Origin of the sequence: Nocardia donostiensis (genome assembly GCF_002081715.1) — a bacterium.
GTDB lineage: Bacteria > Actinomycetota > Actinomycetes > Mycobacteriales > Mycobacteriaceae > Nocardia > Nocardia donostiensis.
On sequence record NZ_MUKP01000005.1, the window covers coordinates 14,594 to 39,878 of the forward strand.

The window sequence follows — 25,285 nt, forward strand, 5'->3', positions numbered from 1 at the left end:
CCCCTAAAGGTCAGTGCCGCTTCTTGTGCCGTTTCCCGCTGGGCCTGGCCCCGGGACGGGGACTATTGTCCCCTGCCCGTCGCGTACCGCCGGGTATTTGCCCGCCCGGAGTGGGCTCCGCGCGCCGCCGTGGCGCGGCCCCTGCCCTCGGGCCGGTCGCATCGGCACGTTTGGCGAGGACCTTCTTGGTGTGCGCGGCGACCGGACCCCAGCGTTCCTTCAGCGAGACCAGGACCGGTGTGGCGAAGAAGATCGACGAGTAGATACCGACAACCAGGCCGACCAGCTGGATCAGCGCCAGATCCTGCAGGGTGCCGACGCCGAGCATCCATACCGCGATCACCATCAGGCCGATAATGGGCAGCGCGCCGATCAGCGCGGTGTTGATCGACCGCATGAGCGTCTGGTTGACCGCCAGGTTGGCCTGTTCGGCGTAGGTGCGGCGGGTCAGGTGCAGCACACCGTGGGTGTTCTCCTCGACCTTGTCGAAAACGACCACCGAGTCGTACAGCGAGAAACCGAGGATGGTCAGCATGCCGATGACGGTCGCCGGCGTGACCTCGAACCCGACCAGCGAATACACCCCTGCCGTGACGACCAGGTCGAAACCGAGTGAGGCGAGTGCGGCGAGCGCCATATCGCGTTCGTAGCGGACGGTGATGTAGATGGTGACCAGTACCAGGAACACCGCCAGCGCGATCAGGGCCTGCCGGGTGATCTGGCCGCCCCAGGTTTCGCTGACGTCAGAGGTGCTGATCGCATTGCGGCTGGGCTCGCCGTTGTCACCGACCGGCTGGAACCGATCGAACAGCGCGCTCTGCAGTGCTTCGACCTGGGTCTGGTCCAGTGCCTCGGAGCGGATCATGATCGTCGCGGTGTCACCGGAGCCGACGGTCTGTACCGACTCGGGGTCGTCGCCGATCGCCTCGTGGTAAACGGCTTCCACCTCGCTGGTGGTCGCCGAACCAGCAGGGAACTGGATCCGGGAACCGCCGACGAAATCGATGCCGAGGGTGAATCCGCGCAGCAGCATGCTGGCCAGACAGATCAGCACGATCACCGCGGTCACCGCGTACCACAGGCGGCGTTTGCCGATGACGTCGATCACGCCGGTGCCGGTGTAGAGCCGGTTCATCCAGCCGTGCTGCGGCGGTGGGGCGGAACGGCGCGGCGGAGTGGGCCGCTTGTCCAGCGAATGCGTTACGGGGCTGTTCATCGTCGTCACGCCTTCCCGACCGCGGCCTCGGCCGCTTTGCGTTCACGGGCGAACTGCTGGACCGCACCCAACCCGTTCACCGACGGTTTGCCCCAGAAGACCGACCGCGAGGCCAGCAGTACCAGCGGGGCGGTCACCAGGAACACCACCACCACGTCGAGGATGGTGGTCAAGCCGAGGGTGAACGCGAAACCGCGGACCTGCCCGATGGCCAATACGTACAGTACGGCTGCGGCGATGAAGCTCACCGCGTTACCGGAGAGGATGGTGCGCCGCGCCCTGGCCCAGCCGCGCGGCACCGCGGAACGGAAGCTGCGGCCTTCCCGGATCTCGTCCTTGATGCGTTCGAAGAACACCACGAACGAGTCGGCGGTCATACCGATACCGATAATCAGACCGGCAATACCGGCCAGGTCAAGGGTGAAGCCGATCCATCGGCCGAGCAGCACCATGATGCCGTAGACCGCGACCCCGGAAGCGATCAGCGACAAGCCGGTGAGCAGCCCGAGCATCCGGTAGTAGAGCAGGCAGTACAGCAATGTCACGGCCAGGCCGACCGCGCCCGCGATCAGGCCGGCACGCAGCGAGGACAGGCCGAGGGTCGCAGAGACGGTTTCGGCTTCCGAGGTCTGGAACGACAGCGGCAACGAACCGTATTTGAGGGTGTTTGCCAGCTCTTTGGCGCTGTCGGCGGTGAAGTTGCCCGAGATCTGGGTGCGTCCGCCCTGCTGCGGGCCCTGCTGCACGACCGGGGCGCTGACAACCTCGGAGTCGAGCACGAAGGCGACACGCTTGTACAGGTATTCACCGGTGAGCGCGGCCCAGGCGTCGCTGCCGCCGGACTTGAATTCGAGGTTGACCTCATGCCGCGCCTGCTGCGGGTTGAGCCCGGAGGTGGCGTCGGCGATCTCCTGGCCGTCGATCCGGCTCGGGGCGAGCAGGAACACCTCGGTGCCGTCGGTGGAGCAGGTGACAAGCGGCAGTGCCGGGTCGTCGTTACCGGCCAGCGGGTCGGCGCCGGAGCAGTCCATCGCGGCCATGGCGGCCTGCTGTGTGGCCGGGTCCGTGCTCTGCCGGGTGGCCTTGGCCGCGGCGATTTCCTGCTGCGCCTGTTCCTGCGGGCTCAGGTCCCCGCCCGCGGGCTCGTCGCCCGGGGCGGGCGGTTCGGACGGCGGAGCCTGCGCCGGGAACACGCGCTGCTGCGGGGCAGGAGCCTGCTCGGCCGGGGTGTCGCCAGGAGCGGGCTGCGGGGACTCCGGCGCGGGGGCAGGGTTCTGCGGCGCCTGGGGGGTCTGCGGTGCGGCCTGCCCGGCTGGGACTGCCTGCAGCACCGGCCGGATATAGAGCTTGGCGGTGGTGGCCAGGGTGCGCGCCTGCTGGCTGTCGTCGCCGGGCACCGTGATCACCAGGTTGTCGCCATCGATGACGACCTCGGAGCCGGAGACACCCAGACCGTTGACGCGGTTCTCGATGATCTGCTGCGCCTTCGCCAGGCTGTCCTGACTCGGTTTGTTCCCGTCGGGGGTGCGGGCGGTCAGCGTGACCCGGGTACCACCCTGTAGGTCGATGCCGAGTTTGGGGGTCGGTGATTTGTCACCGGTGAAGAACACCAGCGCGTAGATCGCGGCCACCAGCACGCCGAAAAGGGCGAGCCAGCGGAGTTGATGCGCCGATCCCTGGGAAGGTGGCACAGTACGTCATCTCCTAGGCGGAAGTCGAGGTGGAACTGGCGGGGCACACGTCGACGCCGCCGGACACCTCGAGAAGGGCGGCCTCCGGCGGGCGGATCGTGCGATCAGTCCTTGGTCAGCCGGGTCTCGGTCTGCTCGGCGGTTTCCTCGGCGACACCGTTGTCGGTCGTCTCGCCGGTGGTCTCGTCGGTCGTCACGTCGTCGTCGGTGCGGACCTCGCGGATCGCCTGACGCAGCCAGGTGGTGACGACGTCTTCGGCGATCTCGAGGTCGACCGTCGTATCGTCGGCCTCGACCACGGTGCCGTACAGCCCGGACGTGGTGATGACCTGGTCGCCGACCTTCAGGCTGTCCTGCATGGTGGCGATCTTCTCGGCTTCGCGTTTCTGACGGCGAACCCCGAGGAACATCGGCACGAGCAGGGCTACCAGAATCAGCGGAAACAGCAGGTCCAGTGTCAAGGTCAGTCCCTAGTCTCTGATGGGATATGGACAGGTACCCACACAGTCTGCCAGCTCAGGTCACTGGCCACGCACCCGCACACCCCGACGGCCCGCGGTCCGGGCCGCGGGTACCGGGCCAGGCGATCTTGCCGTAGGTGTCATCGTCGAGCAGGAAGCTCTTCGCTTCCCGGTGCGCGTTGATCGTGCTGGTCGGCCGCAGCAGCGCTCGAGCCAACGCTATCCGCTGAGCCCAGCTTGCGAGTCACCCGGCCCAGGAATTCGGCATCGGCCGCTGCGGTGACCTCGAAGGTGGTCGCGCCACGCCAGAACATCGCACCGATCACCATCAGCGCCTCCAGCATGCTGGCCCTGACAGAATGTCGCCGTGACTCCCGAAGACATCGGCCGGACCGCATTCGCCATGACGCCGCCCGGACTTCGCGGGTACCGCACCGAGGAAGTCGATGCCTGCTGCGAACTCATTGCCGCCGCACTCGACGGGCGGACGACGCTCACCGCCGATGAACTGCGGCACGTCACCTTCGGCGTACCAGACGGGAGTCCCGGTTACCGCGCCGACCAGGTCGACGAATTCCTCGACCGGGTGCGCGCCGAGCTCGAACTCCGCCAGCGGGGCGCGCTCCCGGTTCCGGCCACGGGAGCACTGCTCACACCCGAGGAGGTGCAGCGGCTCCGGTTCTCGTATGCACCGCTGCACCAGCGCGGTTATCGCACCGGAGAGGTCGATGCTTTCCTCGCGCTGGTCGCCGCGACGCTGGCACACAACGGGCCCGGCAGCCTCACGGTGCAGGAGGTGCGCGCCACGCGCTTCCCCGTCGCGGGACCGGATATCCGTGGTTATCAGCGCGACGAGGTGGATGCGTTCGTCGACCTGGTCGTCACCGTCCTGAAACAGCCCGCCTGCCCGCGCTGACCTACTCGAACAGGTCCAGCGCCGGATGCGGTTCGCGGCCGCGGACCTCGATGGAGCCGACCACCAGATCCGGGGGCGGCACCAAGCCCAGATGTTCCCATGCGGCGGCGGTGGCGACCCGGCCGCGCGGGGTGCGGGCCACCATCCCGGCCCGCACCAGAAACGGCTCGCACACTTCCTCCACCGTCGCGGCCTCCTCCCCGACGGCAACGGCGAGCGTGGACACCCCGACGGGCCCGCCGTGGAACCCGCGCACCAGCGCACCGAGCACTGCGCGGTCGAGCCGGTCCAGCCCGAGCGGGTCCACGTCGTAGACCTCCAGCGCCGCCTGGGCGATCGGGCGGGTGATCCGGCCGTCGGCGCGAACCTCGGCGTAGTCGCGGACCCGGCGCAGCAACCGGTTGGCGATACGCGGGGTACCGCGGGAGCGTCCGGCGATTTCGGCGGCGGCGTCGGTATCGATGCCGACGCCGAGGATCTGCGCGGACCGCTGCAGGATGTGCAGTAGTTCGTCGGGTTCGTAGAAATCCATATGCCCGGTGAAACCGAAACGGTCGCGCAGCGGGCCGGTGAGCGCGCCGGATCTGGTGGTGGCGCCGACCAGGGTGAACGGTGCGATATCGAGCGGGATGGAGGTCGCGCCCGGGCCTTTGCCGACGACCACGTCGACCCGGAAGTCCTCCATCGCCAGATACAGCATCTCCTCGGCCGGACGTGCCATCCGATGGATTTCGTCGATGAACAGCACATCGCCTTCGACCAGGTTGCTGAGCATGGCGGCCAGATCGCCCGCTCGTTCCAGAGCGGGACCGGAGGTGATGCGCAGCGCGGTGCCGAGTTCGGTGGCGATGATCATCGCCATACTGGTTTTCCCGAGGCCGGGCGGGCCGGACAGCAGGATGTGGTCGGGGGTGCCGCCGCGGCCGCGGGCGCCGCGCAACACCAGGGCGAGTTGTTCGCGGACGCGGGGCTGACCGATGAAGTCGTCGAGCGATGTAGGACGCAGACTGGTCTCGACGTCGCCGTCGGAGCTCAGATAGCTCGAGGTGACCTGCGATTCGTCCGGTCCGGATGCGGTCTCACCGTATTCCATTGCGGCCTAACGGTTCTTCCCGAGGACGTTCAGGGCTGCGCGCAGCAGCGCCGAGTTGCCTGCGCCTGGTTGTTCGGCGAGCACACTGTCGACGGTCTGTTCGGCTGCCCGGAGAGGGAAGCCGAGACCGGTGAGTGCCTCGACGACCTGATCGCGGGCGCTGCTGACCACCGGCGGTGGGGCGGTACCAGGGGGACCGGATGGCACCGGAACCAGATTCACCTTGTCGCGTAACTCCACCACCATGCGTTCGGCGCCGCGCTTACCGATACCGGGCACCCGGGTCAGGGCGGCGACATTGCCTTCGGACAACGCCTTGCGCAGGGCTTCCGGCTCCAGCACGGCCAGCACCGCCATGGCCAGCCGGGGGCCGACACCGGAGACGGTCTGCAACAGCCCGAACAGGTCGCGCGCCTCGGTGTCGGCGAACCCGTACAGCATCATCGAGTCCTCGCGGACGATCATCGCCGTATACAGGCGGGTCTGTTCACCGGTGGTGAGCGTAGCCAGCGTCGCCGGGGTGGCGTTGAGCCGGTAACCGACTCCGGCGGCTTCGATCACCGCGTGGTCGAGTGCAATCTCGAGCACCTCACCGCGTATCGACGCGATCACCCGCGTACCGCCTTCCTGCGTTGTCGATCCAGCTGCTCGGCGTAACGTTTGCGCGCCTGCGCCGCCTGCGCTTCGGCCTTCGCCATCCGCTCCAGCAGCGGCGCCCGCCAGCAGTGACAGATGGCGAGTGCGAGAGCGTCGGCGGCGTCGGCTGGTCTGGGCGCTTCCGTAAGTCCGAGGATACGGGTCACCATGGTGGTCACCTGCGCCTTACCTGCCGACCCGCTCCCGGTGACGGCGGCCTTCACTTCGCTCGGCGTATGAAACGCCACCGGTATCCCGCGCCGCGCCGCAGCCAGCGCGATCACCCCGCCTGCCTGGGCGGTGCCCATCGCGGTCCGCACATTGTGCTGCGAGAACACCCGCTCGATGGCGACCACACCCGGCTGATACGTATCCATCCACCGCTCGGCGGCATCGGCGACCCGCATCAGCCGCAGCGCCAGCTCCATATCCGCCGGGGTGCGCACCACGTCGACACCGAGCGCGGACACTTTCCGCCCCACTCCCCCGTCGACCACACTCAACCCGCACCGGGTGAGCCCGGGGTCGACACCCATCACCCGCACGAAAACCCCTTCGAACACGCGAACAGTTGTTCGAAGTGTAGTGCAGAACCCGGTCTCGGTGACAGCGACACGGCAGCTCGCGCACAGGATCGCGCTCGCCTTCTTCGATTCCTCGGTGTCCTGCTGGAACGCCTCGGTCCGCGCGGGCGAAGCGGCCGAAAGCACCACTTGCGCATCGGGCCGGCCTCGCCGCACTGGATACCCTGACCGAGACGGTTGTCGAGCAGCACGGACACCCCCTGCCTCTACGGCCGAGAGCTGATCATCGACGGCGACTCGTCACCGTCTTTCCGGGGGTGGTGGTATAGGGGGTATAACGAAAAGGCTGGTCAGCCTATCGGTGACAGCCGACGCGCGGGGCGCCACTGATACCACAAATGTCCGTGACGCGAATAACATCTGTCCCAGTCAATCGGACCGCGCCTCACACCTTCTCCGACATAGCGATTAGGTTCATAACACGGTGCGGACGAATGTGCCGGCACCCGGGCACGACGCTCTGGCCACATTCGGCGGGCTGAAACCCGACGAGGGAAACGAAGAGAGGGATCCGGCTCAATGGCTGTCCTTGATGAAAAACTGCACGATATCTACGACGAGGTGCTCAAACGCAACCCCGGTGAGACGGAGTTCCACCAGGCTGCCTACGAGATCCTCGACAGCCTGGGGCCGGTAGTGGCCAAACATCCCGAATACGCTGACGGCGCGGTGCTGCGCCGGCTGTGCGAGCCGGAGCGGCAGATCATTTTTCGAGTGCCGTGGGTCGACGACGCCGGAAGGGTGCAGATCAACCGCGGTTTCCGGGTCGAGTTCAATTCGGCGCTCGGCCCGTTCAAGGGCGGTATCCGCTTCCATCCGAGCGTCTACCTGGGAATCGTCAAATTCCTCGGCTTCGAGCAGATCTTCAAGAATTCGCTGACCGGTATGCCGATCGGCGGCGGCAAAGGCGGCTCTGATTTCGATCCCAAGGGCCGTTCCGACGCCGAGGTGATGCGGTTCTGTCAGGCGTTCATGACCGAGCTGTACCGCCATATCGGCGAATACACCGATGTGCCCGCGGGCGATATCGGTGTCGGTGGGCGGGAGATCGGCTACCTGTTCGGCCAGTACAAGCGCATCACCAACCGGTACGAATCCGGTGTGCTCACCGGCAAAGGGCTGACCTGGGGCGGCTCACAGGTGCGGCCGGAAGCCACCGGGTACGGGACGGTGTTCTTCGTCAACGAGATCCTGCACTCGCGCGGCGAGAATTTCGACGGTAAGAAAGTCGTCGTCTCCGGTTCGGGCAATGTGGCGATCTACGCGATCGAGAAAGTGCAGCAACTGGGCGGCATCGTGGTCGCCTGTTCGGACTCGGGCGGCTACATCGTCGACGACAAAGGTATCGACCTGGCACTGCTCAAAGACATCAAAGAGACTCGGCGCGAACGGGTTTCGCAATACGCAACCGAGCGCGGCGGCGCGGCCCGCTTCGTCGAGAGCGGAACCGTCTGGGAGGTGCCGTGCGATATCGCACTGCCGTGCGCCACCCAGAACGAACTCAACGGCAACGACGCCGCGCTACTCGCCAAGAACGGCTGTCGAGTGGTCGCCGAAGGCGCGAATATGCCGTGCACGCCCGCCGCGGTGAAAACGCTGACCGAAGCCGGTGTGGTGTTCGCGCCCGGTAAAGCGGCCAATGCGGGCGGCGTCGCGACCAGCGCGCTGGAAATGCAGCAGAATGCGTCCCGGGATTCGTGGACCTTCGAACACACCGAGGAACGCCTGGCCGATATCATGCGCAGTATCCACGACCGCTGCCTGACCACCGCCGACGCCTACGATTCCCCCGGCAATTACGTAGCGGGCGCCAATATCGAGGGTTTCACCCGCGTCGCCGACGCCATGCTCGCACTCGGAATCATCTGACCGCGGTCCCGCCGCGTTTTCATCGCTCGATCACAGCGGCGAACGCGGTGTAGGCGGCGGCGTCGAACAGCACGAACCGCACTTCGTCTGCGGCGGTGGATTCGGCTCGCACCGTTTCCACCGCAATGCGGGCGCCGTCGTCGATCGGCCAGCCGTAGATTCCGGTGGATATGGCAGGGAAGGCAACCGTGCGGGCGCCCAATTCGGCGGCCACGCGCAGGGATTCGCGATAGCAGGAGGCCAACAGCGCCGAACGGTCTTCGGTCTCGGACCAGACCGGCCCCACGGTGTGGATGACCCAGCGGGCCGGCAGGTTTCCGGCGGTGGTGGCCACGGCCTGGCCGGTCGGCAGCCCCTCGCGGTACCGGGAGGTCCGCAGGCGTCGGCATTCGGCGAGAATTTCGAGACCGCCCCGGCGATGGATGGCGCCGTCGACGCCGCCACCGCCGAGCAGCGACGAGTTCGCGGCGTTGACCACCGCGTCGACCTGCTGATCAGTGATATCGCCACGTACCAGAGTCAAGGCCACCATAGGCGGCATTGTGCCCGCCTGCCGGAACCCCCGCCACCTCCGTTCGACAGATCCGCACTTCCCGAACAACCGAACTGTGGACAAAAGCGTAACCATGCGGTTACGCTTTTGATGTGGACAAGGTTGCTGGGGCCATCGCAGACCCCGTGCGGCGGGAGATCCTGGAGATGCTGCGCCGGACGCGACTGACCGCCGGTGCTATCGCGGACAGGTTCCCGATCAGCAGACCTGCGGTGAGCAGGCATCTGCGGGTGCTACGCGACAGTGGACTGGTGCGCGACGACCTGGTCGGCAGGCAGCGTTTCTATTCGCTGGATCCCGCACCGCTACGCGAACTAGGCGCCTGGATCGCCGGCTTCGATCAGCCTGCAGGCTGGGAGCACTGCCTCGACGCCCTGGAAACCGAGGTCTACCGGACCCGGCGCCAGCGCCACAGGAAAGACGACACCGAACCCGATACGACAAGGGAGAACACGGCATGACCACGCGCCCCAGCGGACGCCTGCTGCACACCGGTACCGGCCGCGATCTGGTACTCACCAGAACCTATCGCGCACCCATCGCTGACGTCTGGGCCAGCATCACCGAACCCGACCGCACGGCCCGCTGGTTCGGGCCGTGGAAAGGCGAGGCCGGAGCGGGCCGCACGATCGCAGTGCAGATGGCGTTCGAAGAGGAACAGCCGTGGTGCGATGCCACCATCGAAGCCTGCGAACCGCCGCGCCGGCTGGCCATCACCACCGTCGACGATTACGGCAGCTGGCATCTGGAAGCAGTACTCACCGAGACCGACGGCCGCACCGAACTGGTCTTCACCCATCACCTCGAACCCGAGGAGAACATCGCCGAGGTGGGACCCGGTTGGGAGTACTATCTGGACGCGCTGGGAGCGGCACGGGCAGGTGCGAGCCGCCCCGATTTCGACGACTATTTCCCGGCCATGCAGCAGTACTACCGGAAGCTGGAAGGCTAGACGTCCAGCTCGGCCAGGACCTCGTCGGAGACGTCGACGTTGGTGTAGACGTTCTGCACGTCGTCGCTGTCTTCGAGAGCGTCGATCAGCTTGAACACCTTGCGCGCGCCCTCGGCGTCGACCGCAACGTTCACCGATGCCTGGAAACCGGAGTCGGCGGAGTCGTAGTCGATCCCAGCCGCCTGCAGCGCCGAGCGCACCGCGACCAGATCCCCGGGCTCGCTGATCACCTCGAACGATTCACCGAGGTCGTTGACCTCTTCAGCGCCCGCATCGAGGACGGCAGTCAGCACGTCGTCCTCGGACAGACCGTTCTTTTCCAGGGTGACGATGCCCTTACGGGCGAACAGGTAAGCGACCGAACCCGGATCGGCCATATTGCCGCCGTTGCGGGTCATCGCTACCCGGACCTCGCCCGCGGCGCGGTTACGGTTATCGGTGAGGCATTCGATGAGCACGGCGACGCCATTGGGTCCGTAGCCCTCGTACATGATGGTCTGCCAGTCGGCGCCACCGGCCTCCTCGCCGGCGCCGCGTTTGCGGGCCCGCTCGATATTGTCGTTGGGAACCGAGGACTTCTTCGCCTTCTGGATGGCGTCGAAGAGGGTCGGGTTACCTTCCGGATCGCCGCCACCGGTGCGGGCCGCCACCTCGATGTTCTTGATCAGCTTGGCGAAGAGCTTACCGCGCTTCGCATCGATCACCGCCTTCTTGTGCTTGGTGGTGGCCCATTTGGAATGGCCGCTCATTCCCCTACTTCCTTCAGATCGGTGCCAGTGTGTTTATTCACGCTACCGGCCGTCCGTCGCTGCTCGCGGACCAGGTCGACGAACATTCGGTGCACCCGATGGTCGCCGGTGACCTCCGGATGGAAGGCGGTGGCCAGCACCCGGCCCTGCCGCACCGCCACGATCCGGCCCGCGGCCGGTCCGCTGGGTACTCGGGCCAGCACCTCGACCTCGTCACCGGCCCGCTCCACCCAGGGCGCACGGATGAATACCGCACGCATCGGCCCACCGTCGAGCCCGGCGAAATCCAGATCGGTTTCGAAGGAGTCGACCTGACGACCGAACGCGTTGCGCCGCACGGTCATATCGATACCGGACAGATGCTGCGCGTCCGGACGAGTGTCGAGCACCTCGTCTGCCAGCAGGATCATACCGGCGCAGGAACCGAACGCGGGCATACCGTCACGCAACCGGGCGCGCAGCGGATCCAGCAGATCGAACACCTGCAGCAGTCTGCTGATCGCCGTCGATTCCCCACCGGGCAGCACCAGCGCATCCACCGCTGCCAATTCGTCCGCGCGGCGGACCAGTACCGGCTCGGCCCCGCATTCGGTCAGCACCGAAACATGCTCGCGCGCATCGCCTTGCAGGGCGAGCACGCCGATGACGGGCCGTTCGCGTTCGTTCCCGGCAGGTGTCTGCGCAGTATCCGGGGCCGCGCCTGCTGCCGTGGGTGGGGTGGCTGCTGTCGGGTTCATTGCTCGCGCATGGTCCTGATCAGACCCTCCTGCACCACTGCGGCCACCAGCCTGCCCGCGCGGTCGAAGATCTTCCCGCCGGTCAGTGCGCGACCGAACCCGGCGGACGGCGAGGACTGGTCGTAGAGCAGCCATTCGTCGGCCCGGAAAGGCCGCAGGAACCACATGGCGTGGTCGAGCGAGGCGTTCTGCGTCGGCTCGTCGGGGTGGGTGACCTTGGACGAGCCGAGCAGCGTCATATCACTCATATAGGCGAGAGTGCACACATGGAACAGCGGGTCGTCGGGCAACGGATGCCGGTACCGGAACCACACCTGCTGCGGCGAGATCACCCCCGGCCGTCGGGTGACCCGGTCCTTGGGCACCGGACGGATATCCCAGTGCTCCCATTCGCGCATCGCCCACAACAGCTCGGGCTCCATCGTCGTTTTGGCGTCGGGCAGATCCTCGGCCGGCGGCACCTGCGGCATCTCGTCCTGATGCTGGGGTCCCTCGTCACCGATGTGGAAAGACGCCGACATGGTGAAGATCGCGTCGCCGTCCTGCACACCGGTGACCCGGCGGGTGCAGAACGACCGGCCCTCGCGGATCCGGTCGACCAGGTACACGGTCGGCTGATCGGGGTTACCTGGACGAAGGAAGTAGCCGTGCAACGAATGTACCTGATAGCGCGGTTCGACCGTGCGCACCGCCGCTACCAGGGCCTGGCCCGCGACCTGGCCGCCGAAGGTACGTGGTAGCTGAGTCTTGGTCGAGGCGCCACGGAAGATATCCCGCTCGAGCCGCTCGATCTCCAGCGCTTCTTCGATGGTCGCCACTATCTCTGCCTCTCCACATCTGCGCGATCCCTGCGTCTGCGCGATTTCTGCCTCGCCGCGCCGCAGACCGTTCGCTCGGCACTCGGGCCGATAGAGGCACCGCGGGTGACAACGAACCGTCCGGTACCCCGGCGGGGGTTTCTATATTCGCACGGCCACGCTCGTGCACACGTCTCCGGCGGGCACGACCCCACATGTGAGTGACCACTGCCACGGCCGCGCCGTATACCGCATAGGCATCGGCCACCGGGCGGTGCTTCCGTTGCGCTGGACGCGGGCGGGGCTCGTCGTCACCAACCGCGTTCGGCGAGCCGATGCGGCTGCGGAACCTCTTCGACGTTGATGCCGACCATCGCCTCGCCCAGGCCGCGCGACACCTTCGCCAGCACGTCCGGGTCGTCGTAGAAGGTGGTGGCCTTGACGATCGCAGCCGCCCGCTGCGCCGGATTGCCGGACTTGAAGATACCGGAACCGACGAAAACCCCCTCGGCGCCGAGCTGCATCATCATCGCCGCATCGGCCGGGGTGGCGATCCCGCCTGCGGTGAACAGCACAACCGGCAGCTTGCCGGTTTCGGCGACCTCACGCACCAGCTCGTAGGGGGCCTGCAGCTCCTTGGCGGCGACGTACAGTTCGTCGGTGGGCAACGAGGACAGCCGCGCGATCTCCTGGCGGATCTGGCGCATATGCGTGGTGGCGTTGGAGACGTCGCCGGTGCCCGCCTCGCCCTTGGAACGGATCATCGCCGCGCCCTCGGTGATGCGGCGCAGCGCCTCACCCAGATTGGTGGCGCCGCAAACGAACGGCACGGTGAAGTTCCACTTATCGATGTGGTTGGCGTAGTCGGCGGGGGTGAGCACCTCGGACTCGTCGATGTAGTCCACGCCGAGGCTCTGCAGGATCTGCGCCTCCACGAAATGGCCGATCCTGGCCTTGGCCATCACCGGGATGGACACCGCGGAGATGATGCCGTCGATCATGTCGGGGTCGCTCATCCGGGAGACGCCACCCTGGGCCCGGATATCGGCGGGCACCCGTTCCAGCGCCATCACCGCGACCGCGCCCGCGTCCTCGGCGATCTTGGCCTGGTCGGGGGTGACGACGTCCATGATCACGCCGCCCTTGAGCATCTCGGCCATACCGCGCTTGACGCGTGCGGTTCCCGCCTCGCGGGGGGCCTCGGTGGTCTGGGTGGTCTCGTCGGTCGTCACGTCATAACTCCTGCGTCGTTGGCGACAGTGGGAAGCGGTTGCTGAACGACCCAATTCTAGGCGCGGCACACAGCCGCATTCATAGCCAGTCGAACACCACTGGCCTTACCGCGACCAGCGAGTACCCGCCACCACCGGCCGCTGGAGGCGATTCCGGCGGCTGATAAGACCGTACCGGGCCGATGGTCACAGCATCGGCCCGGCGAATCACGACGACAGTTCGGCGACCACTCAGATCGGATCGATCACAAGCAATTTCGCCCAGTATTCCGCGGCGCTCGGCCCGACGATCGGCAACAAGAAATCGAACAAGATGTACGACACGTACTCACCTCCACACACCGAATCGACACTTTCCCGGCGTGTCAAACCAGGCCGAACCGTAACACGAAGTGGGTCGTATCACAGCTCGATCACCGGATGGAGCGGACCTCGAGGCCGGTATCCGCCGACGCCGCCCGCGCGGCCTCGACGAGCAACTGGTCGAGGTGATGCGGGTACACGGTTTCCCCCGCAGCGTCCAGGGCGATGATATCGCTGGGCGCGCACCAGCGGTGCCCGGTGATGGATCGGCGTTCCACGGAGGTGAGGTTCGTCGGCTGCGGTTCGAACACCTGCACCCGCAACGCGAAGAACAGTTCTTCGGAGCGGATCAGGTCACCGTTGAACGGGAACACCGCCACCCGCCGCCAGATCGGCCCGCGTAATGCAGCCGGATCGGCGATATACCCGGTCTCCTCATGCAATTCCCGGACCGCCGCCGCGCGCAGACTCTCCCCCGGTTCCACCCCGCCGCCGACGGTGAACCAGAACGTCACCTCCGGCACCTGGGGATCACACCCGCGCATCAGCAGCACCCGGTCCTGTTCGTCGAGCAGCACCACCCGGGCCGAGGTGCGGGTGGTGGCCTCCTCCAACCCCGTGGTGGCGGCCGGGGTAGCGCGTTCGGCGATCTCGAAGTATGTCGGCAGCGGTGCGGTACCGCCCAGGTGCAGCCAGCGCACGGGGCGGCGGGTGCGCAGCGCCAGCGTGTCGCGGACGGCGTCGTTGTGGAACCGGCGCGCGATCAGCACCCGCGCCTCGGCATCGGCGAGTTCGGCCACCAACTGCGGGCGCAGTAGGCCGATATCCACCGCGGACAGGGCCGCGGCCAGCTGGTTCTCGACCGTTTCGCGTTCGGCGCGCCCGGCCCGTTCGGCGCGCCCCGCCAGCGCGGCCAGCTGTTTCACCTGTTCGGTTGTGGACGGGTCGGATACCGGCCCGGCCATCGACATGGCTACCGCCCTGGCGACGACGGCCCGGCGCGCCAGTGCGGCCTCCAGCGCCTGCCAGGACTGGTCGGAGCGCACATGTAACCGGTCGAGCCGATTCGCGGTGGAATACGCCCACAAGCCCAGCGCCACGATCACCGCGGCGATCAGAGCGAGAACGAGAACTGCGGTCGCGGAGAAGGTGATCATCCGGCGGCCCGCACGCGGGTATCACCGACGGTGACGGTTTCGTAGACCCGCAGGATCTGCTCGGCCACCACCGGCCAGTCGTATTCGCCGACCACCCGGTCGGCCGCGCGCACCAGCGCGGCGCGCCGTTCGTCATCGGTGAGCAGGGTGTCCAGCGCGGCGGCCAAGGCAGCGGAATCACCGACCGGGACCAGCATGCCCGCGGTGCCGTCGCGCAGCACCCGGCGGAAGGCATCCAATTCGCTGGCCACCACCGCGGTGCCCGCAGCCATCGCCTCGATCAGGATGATACCGAAACTCTCCCCACCCAGGTTGGGTGCCACATACACATCGGCGCTGCGCATCGCCGACGCCTTCTCCTCGTCGGAAACCTGGCCGAGGAACCGCAGATGCCCGGCGTAGGGACCCGCTTGACGGCGCAGCCGCTCCTCGTCGCCACGGCCCACGATCATGATCTCGACCTGTCGATGATGGCGCACCACCTCCGGCAACGCCCCGAGCAGCACGTCCATCCCCTTACGCGGTTCGTCGTAGCGGCCGAGGAACAGCACGCTGCGGCCCGGACGCGGATAGCCCGGTAGCAGCGGCGCGCGCGCGAACGCGGGCACGTTCACCCCGTTGGGGATCTCGACCGCGTCCGACCCCAGCGCCTCCACCTGCCAGCGCCGCGCCAGCTCGGAGACGGCGATGCGGCCGAGGATCTTTTCGTGATACGGCCGCAGCACCCCCTGGAACGTGCTGAGCACCAGCGACTTGGTGGTCGAGGTGTGGAAGGTGGCCACGATCGGACCTTCGGCGATCTTCAACGCCAGCATGGACAGGCTGGGCGCGTTGGGCTCGTGAATGTGCAGGACGTCGAAATCGTTGCCGTCGATCCAGCGGCGGATCCTGGTGTAGGCGGTGGGGCCGAACGACAGCCGCGCCACCGAACCGTTGTACGGGATGGCGACCGCACGTCCGGCCGACACCACGAAATCCGGCAGCTCGGTGCCCTCGGCAGCGGGTGCCAGCACGCTGACCTTGTGTCCCCGTTCGATCAGCACCCGCGCCAACTCGACCACATGGGCCTGCACACCGCCGGGAACATCGAACGAATACGGGCAGACCATACCGATTTTCATGACAGCGCATCCTCGCCCGGTTCGGCGATCACGCCCTCGCGCCGCGCCTGTTCCGCCGCGATCCGAGCCCGGCGCTGCTCGGACAGATCGGCTTCCCACAGCGGCTGCAGCATATGCCAGTCGGCCGGATGTTCGGCGATACCGGCGGCGAACCGGTCGGCCAGCAGCTGCGTGGTGGCGGCAATCCCTCCCGAAACATCGAGGGGGGCCTCGGTTCTCAGCCCCCAGCCTTCGCGACCGTCGGCGTCGACGGTGAACCACGCGCGCACCGGCAGCAACGCGGCTCCGGTGTCGATGGCGAGTTTGGCCGCACCAGCAGGCATCCAGGTGCGTTCACCGAAGAACGTCACCGCAACTCCGCGCCCGGTCAGATCACGCTCTCCCATCAGGCAGACGATCCGGTTCCGGCGCAGCCGCTGCGCCAGCGCCGCACTCGGCGGCTGCTGGCCACCGGTCAGCGGGAACACTTCGAAGCCGAGGCTTTCCCGGTAGGCGACGAACCGTTCGAACAGCGACTCCGGTTTCAGCCGCTCGGCGACGGTGGCGAACGACCCGTAATGCTGGACCAGCCAGACCCCGGCTATATCCCAGTTACCCGAATGCGGCAGCACGAAGATCGCCCCGCGGCCCTGTGCCAACGCCTCGTCGAGGTTATCGATACCTTCCACCACGACCCGCCCCGAGCCGGCCAGCTCGGCATGATCCATCGCAGGCAGCCGGAACGCTTCCCGCCAGTAGCGGGCGTAGGAGCGCATACTCGCCGAGATCAGCTCATCGGGCACATCCTCGGGGGCGACACCGATGACGCGGGCCAGGTTGCGGCGTAACTGGACCGGCCCGCCGTTCCGTGCCGCCCACGCACCACCCCGGTCGAACAGCCTGCGTGCGGTGTCCTCGGGCAGCGCGCGCACCAGGCGCCAGCCCGCCGCGTAACCACGGTCGCTCAGACCTGCTGCGAGCCGGGCGCCGAATCCCTCCCCGGTGTCGTCGCCGTGGCCGGTCGACGATGTCGTGGTCACGACGAGAGCTCCGTGGTCCCGGTGGCTTCGCCCGGGGACGGAGCCAGGGGGAGGATGTCGCGCGCCCCCGTGGAATTGCGGACCGCCAGTACTCGCTGGAACACCGTCACCGTGCTCAGCACCGCCAGAATCCACATCGCCACATGCACGGCCCAGGTCAGCCACTCCACACCCCAGTACCCGCCGATACCGGTCAATCCCGCCCCGACCAGCACGATGACGAGACGGTCCGGGCGTTCGATCAGGCCGCCGTCGGCGGACAGACCGCTGGCCTCGGCGCGGGCCTTCGCATAGGAGATCACCTGCGAGGTCACCAGCACCACCAGCGTCACCACCAGCAGCGGTTTGCTGTTCTGGTGGTATACCGCCCACCAGGCCAGACCGCCGAAGATCGCGCCGTCGGCGACCCGGTCACAGGTGGCATCCAGCACTGCACCGTATCGGGTGCCGCCGCCGCGCGCCCGAGCCATCGCGCCGTCGAGCATGTCGAACATGACGAACAGCCAGATCACCATCGCCCCCCAGAACAGATGCCCGGTGGGGAACAGGGTGACCGCGGCCACGATCGAGGCGACCGTGCCGATCAACGTCACCGCGTCCGGGGTGAGCCCGGTGCGGACCAGTGCCCGACCCAACGGCGCGGTCGCCTTGGCGAAGGTCGCACGGCCGAAGATGCTGAGCACCCGCTACTCCTTGTCCCAGGCTTCCGCGAGCAGCGCTCTGGTTTCGCGCAGCAGTTGCGGCATCACCTTCACCCCGCCGACGACGGTGATGAAGTTCGCGTCCCCGCCCCAGCGCGGAACGATGTGCTGATGCAGATGATCGGCCAGCGATCCGCCCGCGACCCCACCCAGGTTGAGCCCGACATTGAACCCGTGCGGCCGCGACACCTTCTTCATCACCCGGATCGCCTGCTGGGTGAACGCCATCAGCTCGGCGCTTTCGGCGACGGTGAGGTCTTCCAGGTTCGCGACCCGGCGGTAGGGCACCACCATCATATGGCCGGGGTTGTACGGGTACAGGTTCAGCACCGCGTACACCAGTTCACCGCGCGCGATGACCAGGCCGTCTTCGTCGGACATCTTCGGAATATCGGTGAAAGGGTGCCCGGTGGCGTCCTTGGGGGCCGAGGTGGCGGCCTCGGCGATATAGGACATCCGGTACGGCGTCCACAACCGCTGCAGCCGGTCCGGTTCGCCCGCCCCGTGGTCGACGATATCGCCCTGCTCGCTCATACCATCCTGTCCTACGGCACCGTCCGGCTCGTTGTCGTCGAGACCGGCGAGCTCGTCCGGCACGATCTGCTCGCTCATACCCCGCCTCTGTGTCCACGCCACTCGACCCCGGTGAGCGCACGAGCGCCGATACCGCTCACACCGTCCCCGCTCATCTAAGCCTCCCGCTCGGCACCGCTGATGCGGAAACCTTCCGCGGTCGGCGAAGAGTTGTCGCGACGCCGGATCCACTCGACGATGGTGGCGACGGCGTCGTCCACCGCGACCCCGTTGACCTGGGTGCCGTCGCGGAACCGGAAGCTGACCGCGCCCGCGTTCACGTCACGCTCGCCGGCCAGCAGCATGAACGGCACTTTCTGCGCGGTGTTGTTGAAGATCTTCTTCTGCATCCGGTCGTCGCCGCGGTCCACCTGGGCGCGTACGCCGGCATCCCGAAGCAACCCCACCACTCGGTCCAGATGCGGGACAAAGGTGTCGGCGACGGGGATGCCCACCACCTGCACCGGCGCCAGCCAAGCCGGGAATGCGCCCGCGTAGTGCTCGGTCAGCACACCGAAGAACCGTTCGATCGAACCGAACAGTGCGCGGTGGATCATCACCGGCCGCTGTTTGGTGCCATCAGAGGCGGTGTATTCCAGCTCGAACAGCTCGGGTTCGAAGAAGTCGAGCTGAATGGTCGACATCTGCCAGTTGCGGCCCAGTGCGTCCCTGGCCTGCACGGAGATCTTCGGGCCGTAGAACGCGGCGCCGCCCGGATCCGGCACCAGGTGCAGCCCGGATGCTTCGGCGACCGCGGCCAGGGTCTGGGTGGCTTCTTCCCACAGCTCGTCGGAGCCGACGTACTTCTTCGGGTCCTTGGTGGACAGCTCCAGGTAGAAATCGTCGAGGCCGTAGTCTTTCAGCAGATCCAGCACGAATCGCAGGATGCTGCCGAGTTCTTCCCGCACCTGTTCCCTGGTGCAGTAGATGTGCGCGTCGTCCTGGGTCATCCCGCGCACCCTGGTCAGGCCGTGGACCACACCGGACTTCTCGTACCGGTATACCGAGCCGAATTCGAACAGCCGCAGCGGCAACTCTCGATACGACCGGCCGCGTGACCGGAAGATCAGGTTGTGCATCGGGCAGTTCATCGGCTTGACGTAGTAATCCTGGCCGGGTTTGCGGACGGTGCCGTCATCGTTGTATTCCGCGTCCAGGTGCATGGGCGGGAACATGCCGTCGGCATACCAGTCCAGGTGCTTGGAGACCTCGAACAGATGCCCCTTGGTGATATGCGGGGTGTTGACGAACTCGTATCCGGCATCGACATGCCTGCGCCGCGAATAGTCCTCGAGTTCCTTGCGGATGATGCCGCCCTTGGGATGGAACACCGGCAGGCCGGAGCCGAGTTCGTCCGGGAAGGAGAACAGGTCCAGCTCCAGGCCCAGTTTGCGGTGGTCGCGGCGCTCGGCTTCGGCCAACAGGTGCAGGTACTGCTCCTGCGCCTGGGCCGACTCCCATGCGGTGCCGTAGATGCGCTGCAGATCCTCACGATCCTGGTCGCCGCGCCAGTAGGCGGCCGAGCTGCGGGTCAGCTTGAACGCGGGAATGAACTTGGTGGTGGGGATGTGCGGGCCACGGCACAGATCCCCCCATACCCGCTCGCCGGTGCGCGGGTCGAGGTTGTCGTAGATGGTCAGCTCGGCGCCACCGACCTCCATGACTTCCGGATCGTCGATGCCGGATTTATCGCTGATCAACTCGAGTTTGAACGGCTCGCCCGCCAGTTCGGTCCGGGCCGCCTCGACCTCGACCACCCGGCGCGAGAACCGCTGCGCGCCCTTGATGATCTTCTTCATCCGCGATTCCAGCTTCGCCAGATCCTCGGGAGTGAAGGGGCGATCCACCCGGAAGTCGTAGTAGAAGCCATCCTTGATGGGCGGGCCGATGCCCAGTTTGGCTTCCGGGAACTCCTGCTGCACGGCCTGGGCGAGCACATGCGCGGCCGAATGCCGGATCACGCTGCGCCCGGCCTCGGTATTTGCGGCGACCGGGGTCACTTCGACGTCGGTGTCCGGGCTCCAGGACAGGTCCTTCAGATCGCCCGCGGCGTCACGCACGACGACGATGGTCTCCGGCCCCTTGGTAGGCAGGCCCGCCTCGCGCACCGCGGCTCCCGCCGTAGTCCCGGCCGGCACCCGGACGAGGGCGGCTGGGCTGAGGGGGGCTGAGGTGGTCACGGTGGCGCTCTCCTTGGCGTCGTCGGGTGCCGGCTCTATCCGGCGGTCGGTGCCGGCTCTGTCCGGCGGTCATGGGCCCGTAAGCATGTTTGCTCCGGCCGCGACCATGCTATCGGCACGGCGACCGGAGCGTGCCGATGGATCGGGACGGCGCCACTGGTCACGGATCGCGGCGAGCAATCCTTCCCGCGCCGGTGCTCATGACATCAGCGGACTACGCAACCACTGCCATTCGATGCCGACCCAGCCGCCGACAAGGCCGAAGGTTCCCAACAGCCACAGCGTGGCCACGACCAGCGCGAACGTGCCGATCGCGGCGAGCACCTGGATGAGCGGGCCGCGGGCCAGGTACCAGTCCATACCGCGCCGGTATTTGTCCCGCACCCAGCCCAGCACTCGGCGTGCTGCGGAGAACTCGGTGGCGAGGATGCCCAGACCCGCGAAAACGATCGCCCACCCCGGGCCCGGATACGGAATCGTCACGATCCCGACGGCGAGTACCACGGTCCCGACCACCGCGACGCCGATCCGGTAGGCGAGGTTCAGCGCGGGCCGGGCAGCGATCCGGTTACGGAAGGCTCGCCACGCGTTCGGCGCGGCGGTGGGCTGCGGATCAAGCTCGGTGCTCACGGTCCAAGCCTACGAGACATCCCACCCCTGGCGTGTAGGCGCGGGTTACCGCGTTCCGGCACCAACCTCGGCCCGGCACAACGCAACCCCCGCTCGGCCGGTGCGGCCGAGCGGGGTTCGTGAGCGTGGTTGCAGTGCGGTATCAGACCAGTTCGGCGGCCACGCGGTTGCCCGCTTCGTCGAAATGGGCCAGACCGTCGACACCGACCTGAACGACCCGGGCGGTGGCGATATCGAAGAACAGTCCCGAGACGGTGAGACCGCGTTCCTCGATGGCGCGCCGCACCGCCGGATGCCGTTGCAGATGCTCGAGCTGGACGGCGATGTTCACCATGCTCAGCTGATCCACCTCGCCGAAGCCTGCGGCCGCTGCGGCCAGGCCGACAGGGTGGCCGTCACGGAAACGCTCCAGGCTCGGTTGAGCGTGCCCGAGCCATTCGTCCAGCACCGCTCCCGCGGGTTCACCCGAATACAGTGCGCTCATCGCGCCGCATGAGGAATGTCCGCAGACCACCACCGAACGCACATTCAGCTTCTCCACCGCGAACAGCAGCGCCGATTCGACCGAGGCGTCCCCGTACTGGGGCACCAGGTTGCCCACATTGCGCACGGTGAACAGATCGCCGGGACCGCTGTTGGTGATGATGTTGGGCACGATCCGCGAATCCGAGCAGGTCAGGAAGAACGAGTCCGGGTCCTGCCGGTCGCGCAGTTCGTCCAGGTGCGGCCGGACGAGGTGGGCGTGGCTGCGGTGGTAGGCGGCGATACCTGTGATGATCGGGTCGGCGGTATCGTCGCTGCCCGGTGTGCCGTTGCCGCCGTTGCCCCGCCACGGGCCGAGGACGTCGTCGAGCACGACCCGTCCCATACTGCGCGACGGCGGCGCGGCGGTGGCCGCCACCATCCGGGCCGCGCCGATCTCGACGAAATCGACGGCGCCACCGCCTGCTTCGTGCTGCCGGGCCCAGTCGGTGATTGCCTCGTAGGCCGCGTGATCGAGGAAATCGACCGTCATCTCGACGGTGACGTCGACCCCGGCGGGCACCGCGGCGAAGGTCGCCGATAGCTTCGGCAGCGCCAGGAAAGTGCACGAACCGTCGATGGTGATCAGCCAGCGGTCGGTGCCGTCGAGCGGTGTGGCCACGATGACCACCCGCACCACCCGCCACAGCAGCAGCGCGAAGGCCAGAGCGAGACCGATGAGCACACCCTCCAGCAAGTTCAAGAACACCACGCTGGCAATGGTCACTGCGTAGACCAGCAGATCACCGGTACGGCGCGCCATCCGGATATGCGCCAGTTTGACCAGCTGCATGCCGATCACGATCAGCAGACCGGCCAGCGCGGCCATCGGGATCTGCTGCACCACCCCGACCAGCGCGACGGAGAAGACCAGCACCCAGAATCCGTGCATAACCGCTGAGGCGCGGCTGCGCGCACCCGCGGCGACGTTGGTGGAGCTGCGCACGATGACACCGGTGACCGGCAGGCCACCGAGCAGACCGGATACGACGTTCGCCGATCCCTGGCCGATCAGCTCGCGGTCGAAGTTGGCGCGCGGACCGTTGTGCATCTTGTCGATCGCGACGGCCGACAGCAGGCTTTCCACGCTGGCGATCAGCGCGAAGGTCAGCACCATCACGATGATCGCGCTCCAACCACCGCTGGGGATCTCGGGCAGCCCGATCGCGTCGAACAGCGAGCCCGACAGCACGATCCGCTCGACATCGAGCGGAAACACCATCGAGAGCACGGTGGCGAGGACGACGGCCACCAGCGGGCCGGGGACCACGCGGATACGTTCGGGGACGTATTTCCAGCCCAGCATGACCGCGATAACGACCGCGCCGATGAATGCGCCGCCACCGTGCAGCGATATCAGCTGGGCGGGCAGCTCGGTGATATTCGCCCATGCCGAACTGTGGGATTCACCGCCGAGCAGGATGTGAATCTGCTGCAGGGCGATGGTGACGCCGATTCCGGCGAGCATCGCGTGTACCACCACTGGCGCCACGGCCAGCGCGGCGCGCGCGATTTTGCTCAAGCCGAACAGGATCTGTAGCACCCCGGCGGCGACGACGATGAAACAGGTAATGCGCCAGCCGAACTGGTGGATGGATTCGGCGACGATCACGGTGAGGCCGGCGGCGGGGCCACTGACCTGGAGTACGGAGCCGCCGAGCGATCCGGCGACGAGGCCGCCGACGACGGCGGCGATGAGGCCCGCTGCGGCGGGGGCCCCGGAGGCGATGGCGATGCCAAGCGATAGCGGCAACGCGACGAGGAAGACCACGACCGAGGCGGGAAAGTCGTGGCGTAGAACGGATGTCAGGCGACTCGGTGTAGAAGACCCGGCCGCGGAGGGTGCGGTCGGGTCTTCGGCAGGCGGCGGCGACAGTGGGGGGCTAGGGGGCGTTTTGGTTGCCATTGTTCTCCTTCGCCGACTCGGCCGGAGCCGAGGTCGGTTGACGATCAATATGTCCAGTCGGGCACAGACCGCGAACCGGCATCTCGCGGTGAAGTTGGTCCCGGCACGGCAATGGGCCGGGATAAGAAACGCGCCAACAATATTGGTAAAGACTGATCAAAGCCTGAGAAAACGGTTCTTTCACTGCCGGTCAGAGCTGGACGGCGCTGAGGGCACGGACACATCGAGATACCGGTCGCTTACCGGCGGGACCCCTCTCCCATCCGATCGGTTATATGCCGGGAACCCTTGTGCAGCAGACGCTTCGGCCGATCAATCGAGGTACACACCACCACCTTTCCTGATCGGCGGGAGCGCACGCGGGCGGAGGCCGCGAACGCGTGGCATGGCAGCCGCGGCAGAGCGGCGGCTTTGCCTGGCTGAGCAGAAGGTGAACGCGGGGAGGGATTGCGCTGAGAACGCGGTGGCACAGGCACAATGCGCAACGACCGGAGACGTGGGCTGTCCGGCAGGTGGCGGTCGACTGGACATGGCGGGTGCGGCGTCGGTCGACATATTTCTCCTTCGCCGTCTCGACCTGGTCGAGCCGGTTCATCGGCGGAACATGTGCGGGGCTGTGTCGGCTGGACAGGCACAGCGGTGCGGTGTCGATGAGCGAGCGCCGGGTATCGGTGCTAGGAGGGGCCGGCGCGCGGCCGTCATCAATAGTAAAGAGTTCCCAAAGGGTCTGAAAAGGGGTGCGGAGGTGATAATGACAACCGCCACCGAACTGTGACCGAATCACACAACTACAAACGCGGCCACAGCATGGTCGGCAGCAAAAAGCCCCTGCCTGCTGGTGGGCAGGTCAGGGGCAGTTTTCATGGTGGTCCCAGCTGGGATCGAACCAGCGACCTTCCGCGTGTGAGGCGGACGCTCTCCCGCTGAGCTATGAGACCTTGAATCGTGCCGCTGAGCGGCTTCGGCGGACGCTGCTGCGGGGCAGGAGTCCGAACGAGTAGGAACCTTAACACGCGATACCCATACGCCGCCAAATCCCCTGCCCGAAGCGCACGGGACCGACCCTCACCCCTCGGCCCTACCCAGTAGCGGTGGCGAACCACGAACATCACCGAACCGAACATTCCTCTCGGTGAATGAACCGAAGCTACCCCGACCCCGCCGCGAACTACATGGCCGTCATTCCAATTCCAGGTCTTCTACCAGGCGATTTGTAGGTTGCGCCGCATGTCGGCTAATGTTCTGTCTCGCACCACGGAGGACAACAAAGCCTCCGGGAGGCAGAATGCGGATGTAGCGCAGCTGGTAGCGCATCACCTTGCCAAGGTGAGGGTCGCGGGTTCGAATCCCGTCATCCGCTCGAGAGGTAGGGCCAGGCGCATTTTTTAGCCTTCCCCCTTGCGCGGTGGAGTGGCCGAGTGGTGAGGCAACGGCCTGCAAAGCCGTGCACACGGGTTCGATTCCCGTCTCCACCTCGCGCGATTAGCTCAGCGGGAGAGCGCTTCCCTGACACGGAAGAGGTCACTGGTTCAATCCCAGTATCGCGCACCATACATTACACAGGTCAGCCCCGGTTTTTGCCGGGGTTTTCTTATGCCGCGAACAGCCACCTCACCCACTCGTGCTATCGATGCCGGCCGAGGTGCCGTGCTCCCCGGGCACGCCGCGCACGGCTGGACCGTCGGTC

Annotated in this window: 24 protein-coding genes and 4 tRNA genes; 7 read left to right on the forward strand and 21 right to left on the reverse strand. The window is 66.8% G+C overall.

Annotated elements, in window-relative coordinates; genetic code table 11:
• Window positions 1–10: 10 nt before the first annotated feature.
• The 4 genes from secF to B0T44_RS28470 form a co-directional block, all read right to left on the reverse strand.
• Window positions 11–1,135: a protein translocase subunit SecF gene (gene secF / locus B0T44_RS04620; protein ID WP_245839509.1), complete on the reverse strand. Its 1,125-nt coding sequence runs from the start codon at window positions 1,133–1,135 to the stop codon at window positions 11–13.
• Window positions 1,136–1,221: 86 nt separating this feature from the next.
• Window positions 1,222–2,907 (reverse strand): protein translocase subunit SecD, encoded by a 1,686-nt coding sequence (secD, locus tag B0T44_RS04625; protein ID WP_077117810.1) that lies wholly within the window; start codon window positions 2,905–2,907, stop codon window positions 1,222–1,224.
• A gap of 104 nt (window positions 2,908–3,011) precedes the next feature.
• Window positions 3,012–3,362: a preprotein translocase subunit YajC gene (gene yajC, locus B0T44_RS04630; protein ID WP_077118077.1), complete on the reverse strand. Its 351-nt coding sequence runs from the start codon at window positions 3,360–3,362 to the stop codon at window positions 3,012–3,014.
• Window positions 3,363–3,423: 61 nt separating this feature from the next.
• Entirely contained in the window at window positions 3,424–3,585 is a 162-nt protein-coding gene (locus tag B0T44_RS28470) for a hypothetical protein (RefSeq protein WP_175648057.1), read from the reverse strand.
• A gap of 150 nt (window positions 3,586–3,735) precedes the next feature.
• Between B0T44_RS28470 and B0T44_RS04640 the strand changes: the two genes are divergently transcribed.
• Window positions 3,736–4,284, forward strand: a complete 549-nt coding sequence (locus B0T44_RS04640) for a DivIVA domain-containing protein (protein WP_077117813.1) — start codon at window positions 3,736–3,738, stop codon at window positions 4,282–4,284.
• 1 nt (window position 4,285) lies between these two features.
• Here B0T44_RS04640 and ruvB read toward each other — a convergent pair whose 3' ends face one another.
• The 3 genes from ruvB to ruvC are packed head-to-tail and all read right to left on the reverse strand — an operon-like array spanning window position 4,286 to window position 6,558.
• The gene (gene ruvB, locus B0T44_RS04645) at window positions 4,286–5,377 is read right to left on the reverse strand and encodes a Holliday junction branch migration DNA helicase RuvB (RefSeq protein ID WP_077117815.1); all 1,092 of its coding nucleotides are present in this window, start codon (window positions 5,375–5,377) and stop codon (window positions 4,286–4,288) included.
• A 6-nt stretch (window positions 5,378–5,383) separates the two neighbouring features.
• Window positions 5,384–5,989 carry a Holliday junction branch migration protein RuvA gene (ruvA, locus tag B0T44_RS04650; protein WP_077117817.1) on the reverse strand — a complete coding sequence of 202 codons (606 nt, stop codon included), beginning with the start codon at window positions 5,987–5,989 and terminating at the stop codon, window positions 5,384–5,386.
• Complete coding sequence (gene ruvC / locus B0T44_RS04655; protein ID WP_077118079.1) at window positions 5,986–6,558, reverse strand: crossover junction endodeoxyribonuclease RuvC; 573 nt, start codon at window positions 6,556–6,558, stop codon at window positions 5,986–5,988. Before ruvC ends, ruvA begins: the two co-directional genes overlap by 4 nt.
• Window positions 6,559–7,116: 558 nt before the next feature.
• On the opposite strand from ruvC, the gene gdhA reads away from it, so the two are divergent.
• Window positions 7,117–8,466, forward strand: a complete 1,350-nt coding sequence (gene gdhA, locus B0T44_RS04660; RefSeq protein WP_077117819.1) for an NADP-specific glutamate dehydrogenase — start codon at window positions 7,117–7,119, stop codon at window positions 8,464–8,466.
• 19 nt (window positions 8,467–8,485) lie between these two features.
• Here gdhA and B0T44_RS04665 read toward each other — a convergent pair whose 3' ends face one another.
• Window positions 8,486–8,998: an O-acetyl-ADP-ribose deacetylase gene (locus B0T44_RS04665; RefSeq protein ID WP_139347872.1), complete on the reverse strand. Its 513-nt coding sequence runs from the start codon at window positions 8,996–8,998 to the stop codon at window positions 8,486–8,488.
• A 113-nt stretch (window positions 8,999–9,111) separates the two neighbouring features.
• On the opposite strand from B0T44_RS04665, the gene B0T44_RS04670 reads away from it, so the two are divergent.
• Window positions 9,112–9,480, forward strand: a complete 369-nt coding sequence (locus tag B0T44_RS04670; protein ID WP_077117823.1) for a metalloregulator ArsR/SmtB family transcription factor — start codon at window positions 9,112–9,114, stop codon at window positions 9,478–9,480.
• Entirely contained in the window at window positions 9,477–9,971 is a 495-nt protein-coding gene (locus B0T44_RS04675; RefSeq protein WP_077117825.1) for an SRPBCC family protein, read from the forward strand. Before B0T44_RS04670 ends, B0T44_RS04675 begins: the two co-directional genes overlap by 4 nt.
• On the opposite strand, the gene B0T44_RS04680 is transcribed toward B0T44_RS04675, so the two are convergent.
• From B0T44_RS04680 to B0T44_RS04740, 13 genes are all read right to left on the reverse strand, one after another.
• Window positions 9,968–10,720 carry a YebC/PmpR family DNA-binding transcriptional regulator gene (locus B0T44_RS04680; RefSeq protein WP_077117827.1) on the reverse strand — a complete coding sequence of 251 codons (753 nt, stop codon included), beginning with the start codon at window positions 10,718–10,720 and terminating at the stop codon, window positions 9,968–9,970. The genes B0T44_RS04675 and B0T44_RS04680 overlap by 4 nt on opposite strands.
• The gene (gene pdxT / locus B0T44_RS04685) at window positions 10,717–11,457 is read right to left on the reverse strand and encodes a pyridoxal 5'-phosphate synthase glutaminase subunit PdxT (protein ID WP_081511596.1); all 741 of its coding nucleotides are present in this window, start codon (window positions 11,455–11,457) and stop codon (window positions 10,717–10,719) included. Before pdxT ends, B0T44_RS04680 begins: the two co-directional genes overlap by 4 nt.
• A complete protein-coding gene (locus B0T44_RS04690) occupies window positions 11,454–12,275 on the reverse strand; it encodes an acyl-CoA thioesterase (protein WP_077117829.1) in 822 nt (273 codons plus the stop codon). The genes pdxT and B0T44_RS04690 overlap by 4 nt, the downstream gene beginning before the upstream one ends.
• 290 nt (window positions 12,276–12,565) lie before the next feature.
• Window positions 12,566–13,486 carry a pyridoxal 5'-phosphate synthase lyase subunit PdxS gene (gene pdxS, locus B0T44_RS04695; protein WP_077117831.1) on the reverse strand — a complete coding sequence of 307 codons (921 nt, stop codon included), beginning with the start codon at window positions 13,484–13,486 and terminating at the stop codon, window positions 12,566–12,568.
• A 413-nt stretch (window positions 13,487–13,899) separates the two neighbouring features.
• Window positions 13,900–14,943 carry an NUDIX hydrolase gene (locus B0T44_RS04700; RefSeq protein ID WP_077118084.1) on the reverse strand — a complete coding sequence of 348 codons (1,044 nt, stop codon included), beginning with the start codon at window positions 14,941–14,943 and terminating at the stop codon, window positions 13,900–13,902.
• The gene (locus tag B0T44_RS04705) at window positions 14,943–16,067 is read right to left on the reverse strand and encodes a glycosyltransferase family 4 protein (RefSeq protein ID WP_077117833.1); all 1,125 of its coding nucleotides are present in this window, start codon (window positions 16,065–16,067) and stop codon (window positions 14,943–14,945) included. Before B0T44_RS04705 ends, B0T44_RS04700 begins: the two co-directional genes overlap by 1 nt.
• On the reverse strand, window positions 16,064–17,014 hold the full coding sequence (locus B0T44_RS04710; RefSeq protein WP_077118085.1) for a phosphatidylinositol mannoside acyltransferase: 951 nt from the start codon (window positions 17,012–17,014) through the stop codon (window positions 16,064–16,066). Before B0T44_RS04710 ends, B0T44_RS04705 begins: the two co-directional genes overlap by 4 nt.
• A gap of 68 nt (window positions 17,015–17,082) precedes the next feature.
• On the reverse strand, window positions 17,083–17,769 hold the full coding sequence (gene pgsA, locus B0T44_RS04715; RefSeq protein WP_077117835.1) for a phosphatidylinositol phosphate synthase: 687 nt from the start codon (window positions 17,767–17,769) through the stop codon (window positions 17,083–17,085).
• 3 nt (window positions 17,770–17,772) lie between these two features.
• Window positions 17,773–18,321: an ATP adenylyltransferase gene (locus B0T44_RS04720; protein ID WP_077118088.1), complete on the reverse strand. Its 549-nt coding sequence runs from the start codon at window positions 18,319–18,321 to the stop codon at window positions 17,773–17,775.
• A gap of 155 nt (window positions 18,322–18,476) precedes the next feature.
• On the reverse strand, window positions 18,477–20,540 hold the full coding sequence (gene thrS / locus B0T44_RS04725; RefSeq protein ID WP_077117837.1) for a threonine--tRNA ligase: 2,064 nt from the start codon (window positions 20,538–20,540) through the stop codon (window positions 18,477–18,479).
• A 198-nt stretch (window positions 20,541–20,738) separates the two neighbouring features.
• A complete protein-coding gene (locus B0T44_RS04730; protein WP_077117839.1) occupies window positions 20,739–21,170 on the reverse strand; it encodes a TIGR02611 family protein in 432 nt (143 codons plus the stop codon).
• A gap of 142 nt (window positions 21,171–21,312) precedes the next feature.
• The gene (locus B0T44_RS04735) at window positions 21,313–23,598 is read right to left on the reverse strand and encodes a SulP family inorganic anion transporter (protein ID WP_077117841.1); all 2,286 of its coding nucleotides are present in this window, start codon (window positions 23,596–23,598) and stop codon (window positions 21,313–21,315) included.
• Between the two features lie 863 nt (window positions 23,599–24,461).
• Window positions 24,462–24,536, reverse strand: a tRNA-Val gene (locus tag B0T44_RS04740).
• A 349-nt stretch (window positions 24,537–24,885) separates the two neighbouring features.
• Here B0T44_RS04740 and B0T44_RS04745 point away from each other — a divergent pair.
• The 3 genes from B0T44_RS04745 (at window position 24,886) to B0T44_RS04755 (ending at window position 25,149) form a co-directional block, all read left to right on the forward strand.
• Window positions 24,886–24,958, forward strand: a tRNA-Gly gene (locus tag B0T44_RS04745).
• Window positions 24,959–25,002: 44 nt separating this feature from the next.
• Window positions 25,003–25,073, forward strand: a tRNA-Cys gene (locus tag B0T44_RS04750).
• A 1-nt stretch (window position 25,074) separates the two neighbouring features.
• Window positions 25,075–25,149 (forward strand) — tRNA-Val (locus B0T44_RS04755).
• Window positions 25,150–25,285 lie beyond the last annotated feature (136 nt).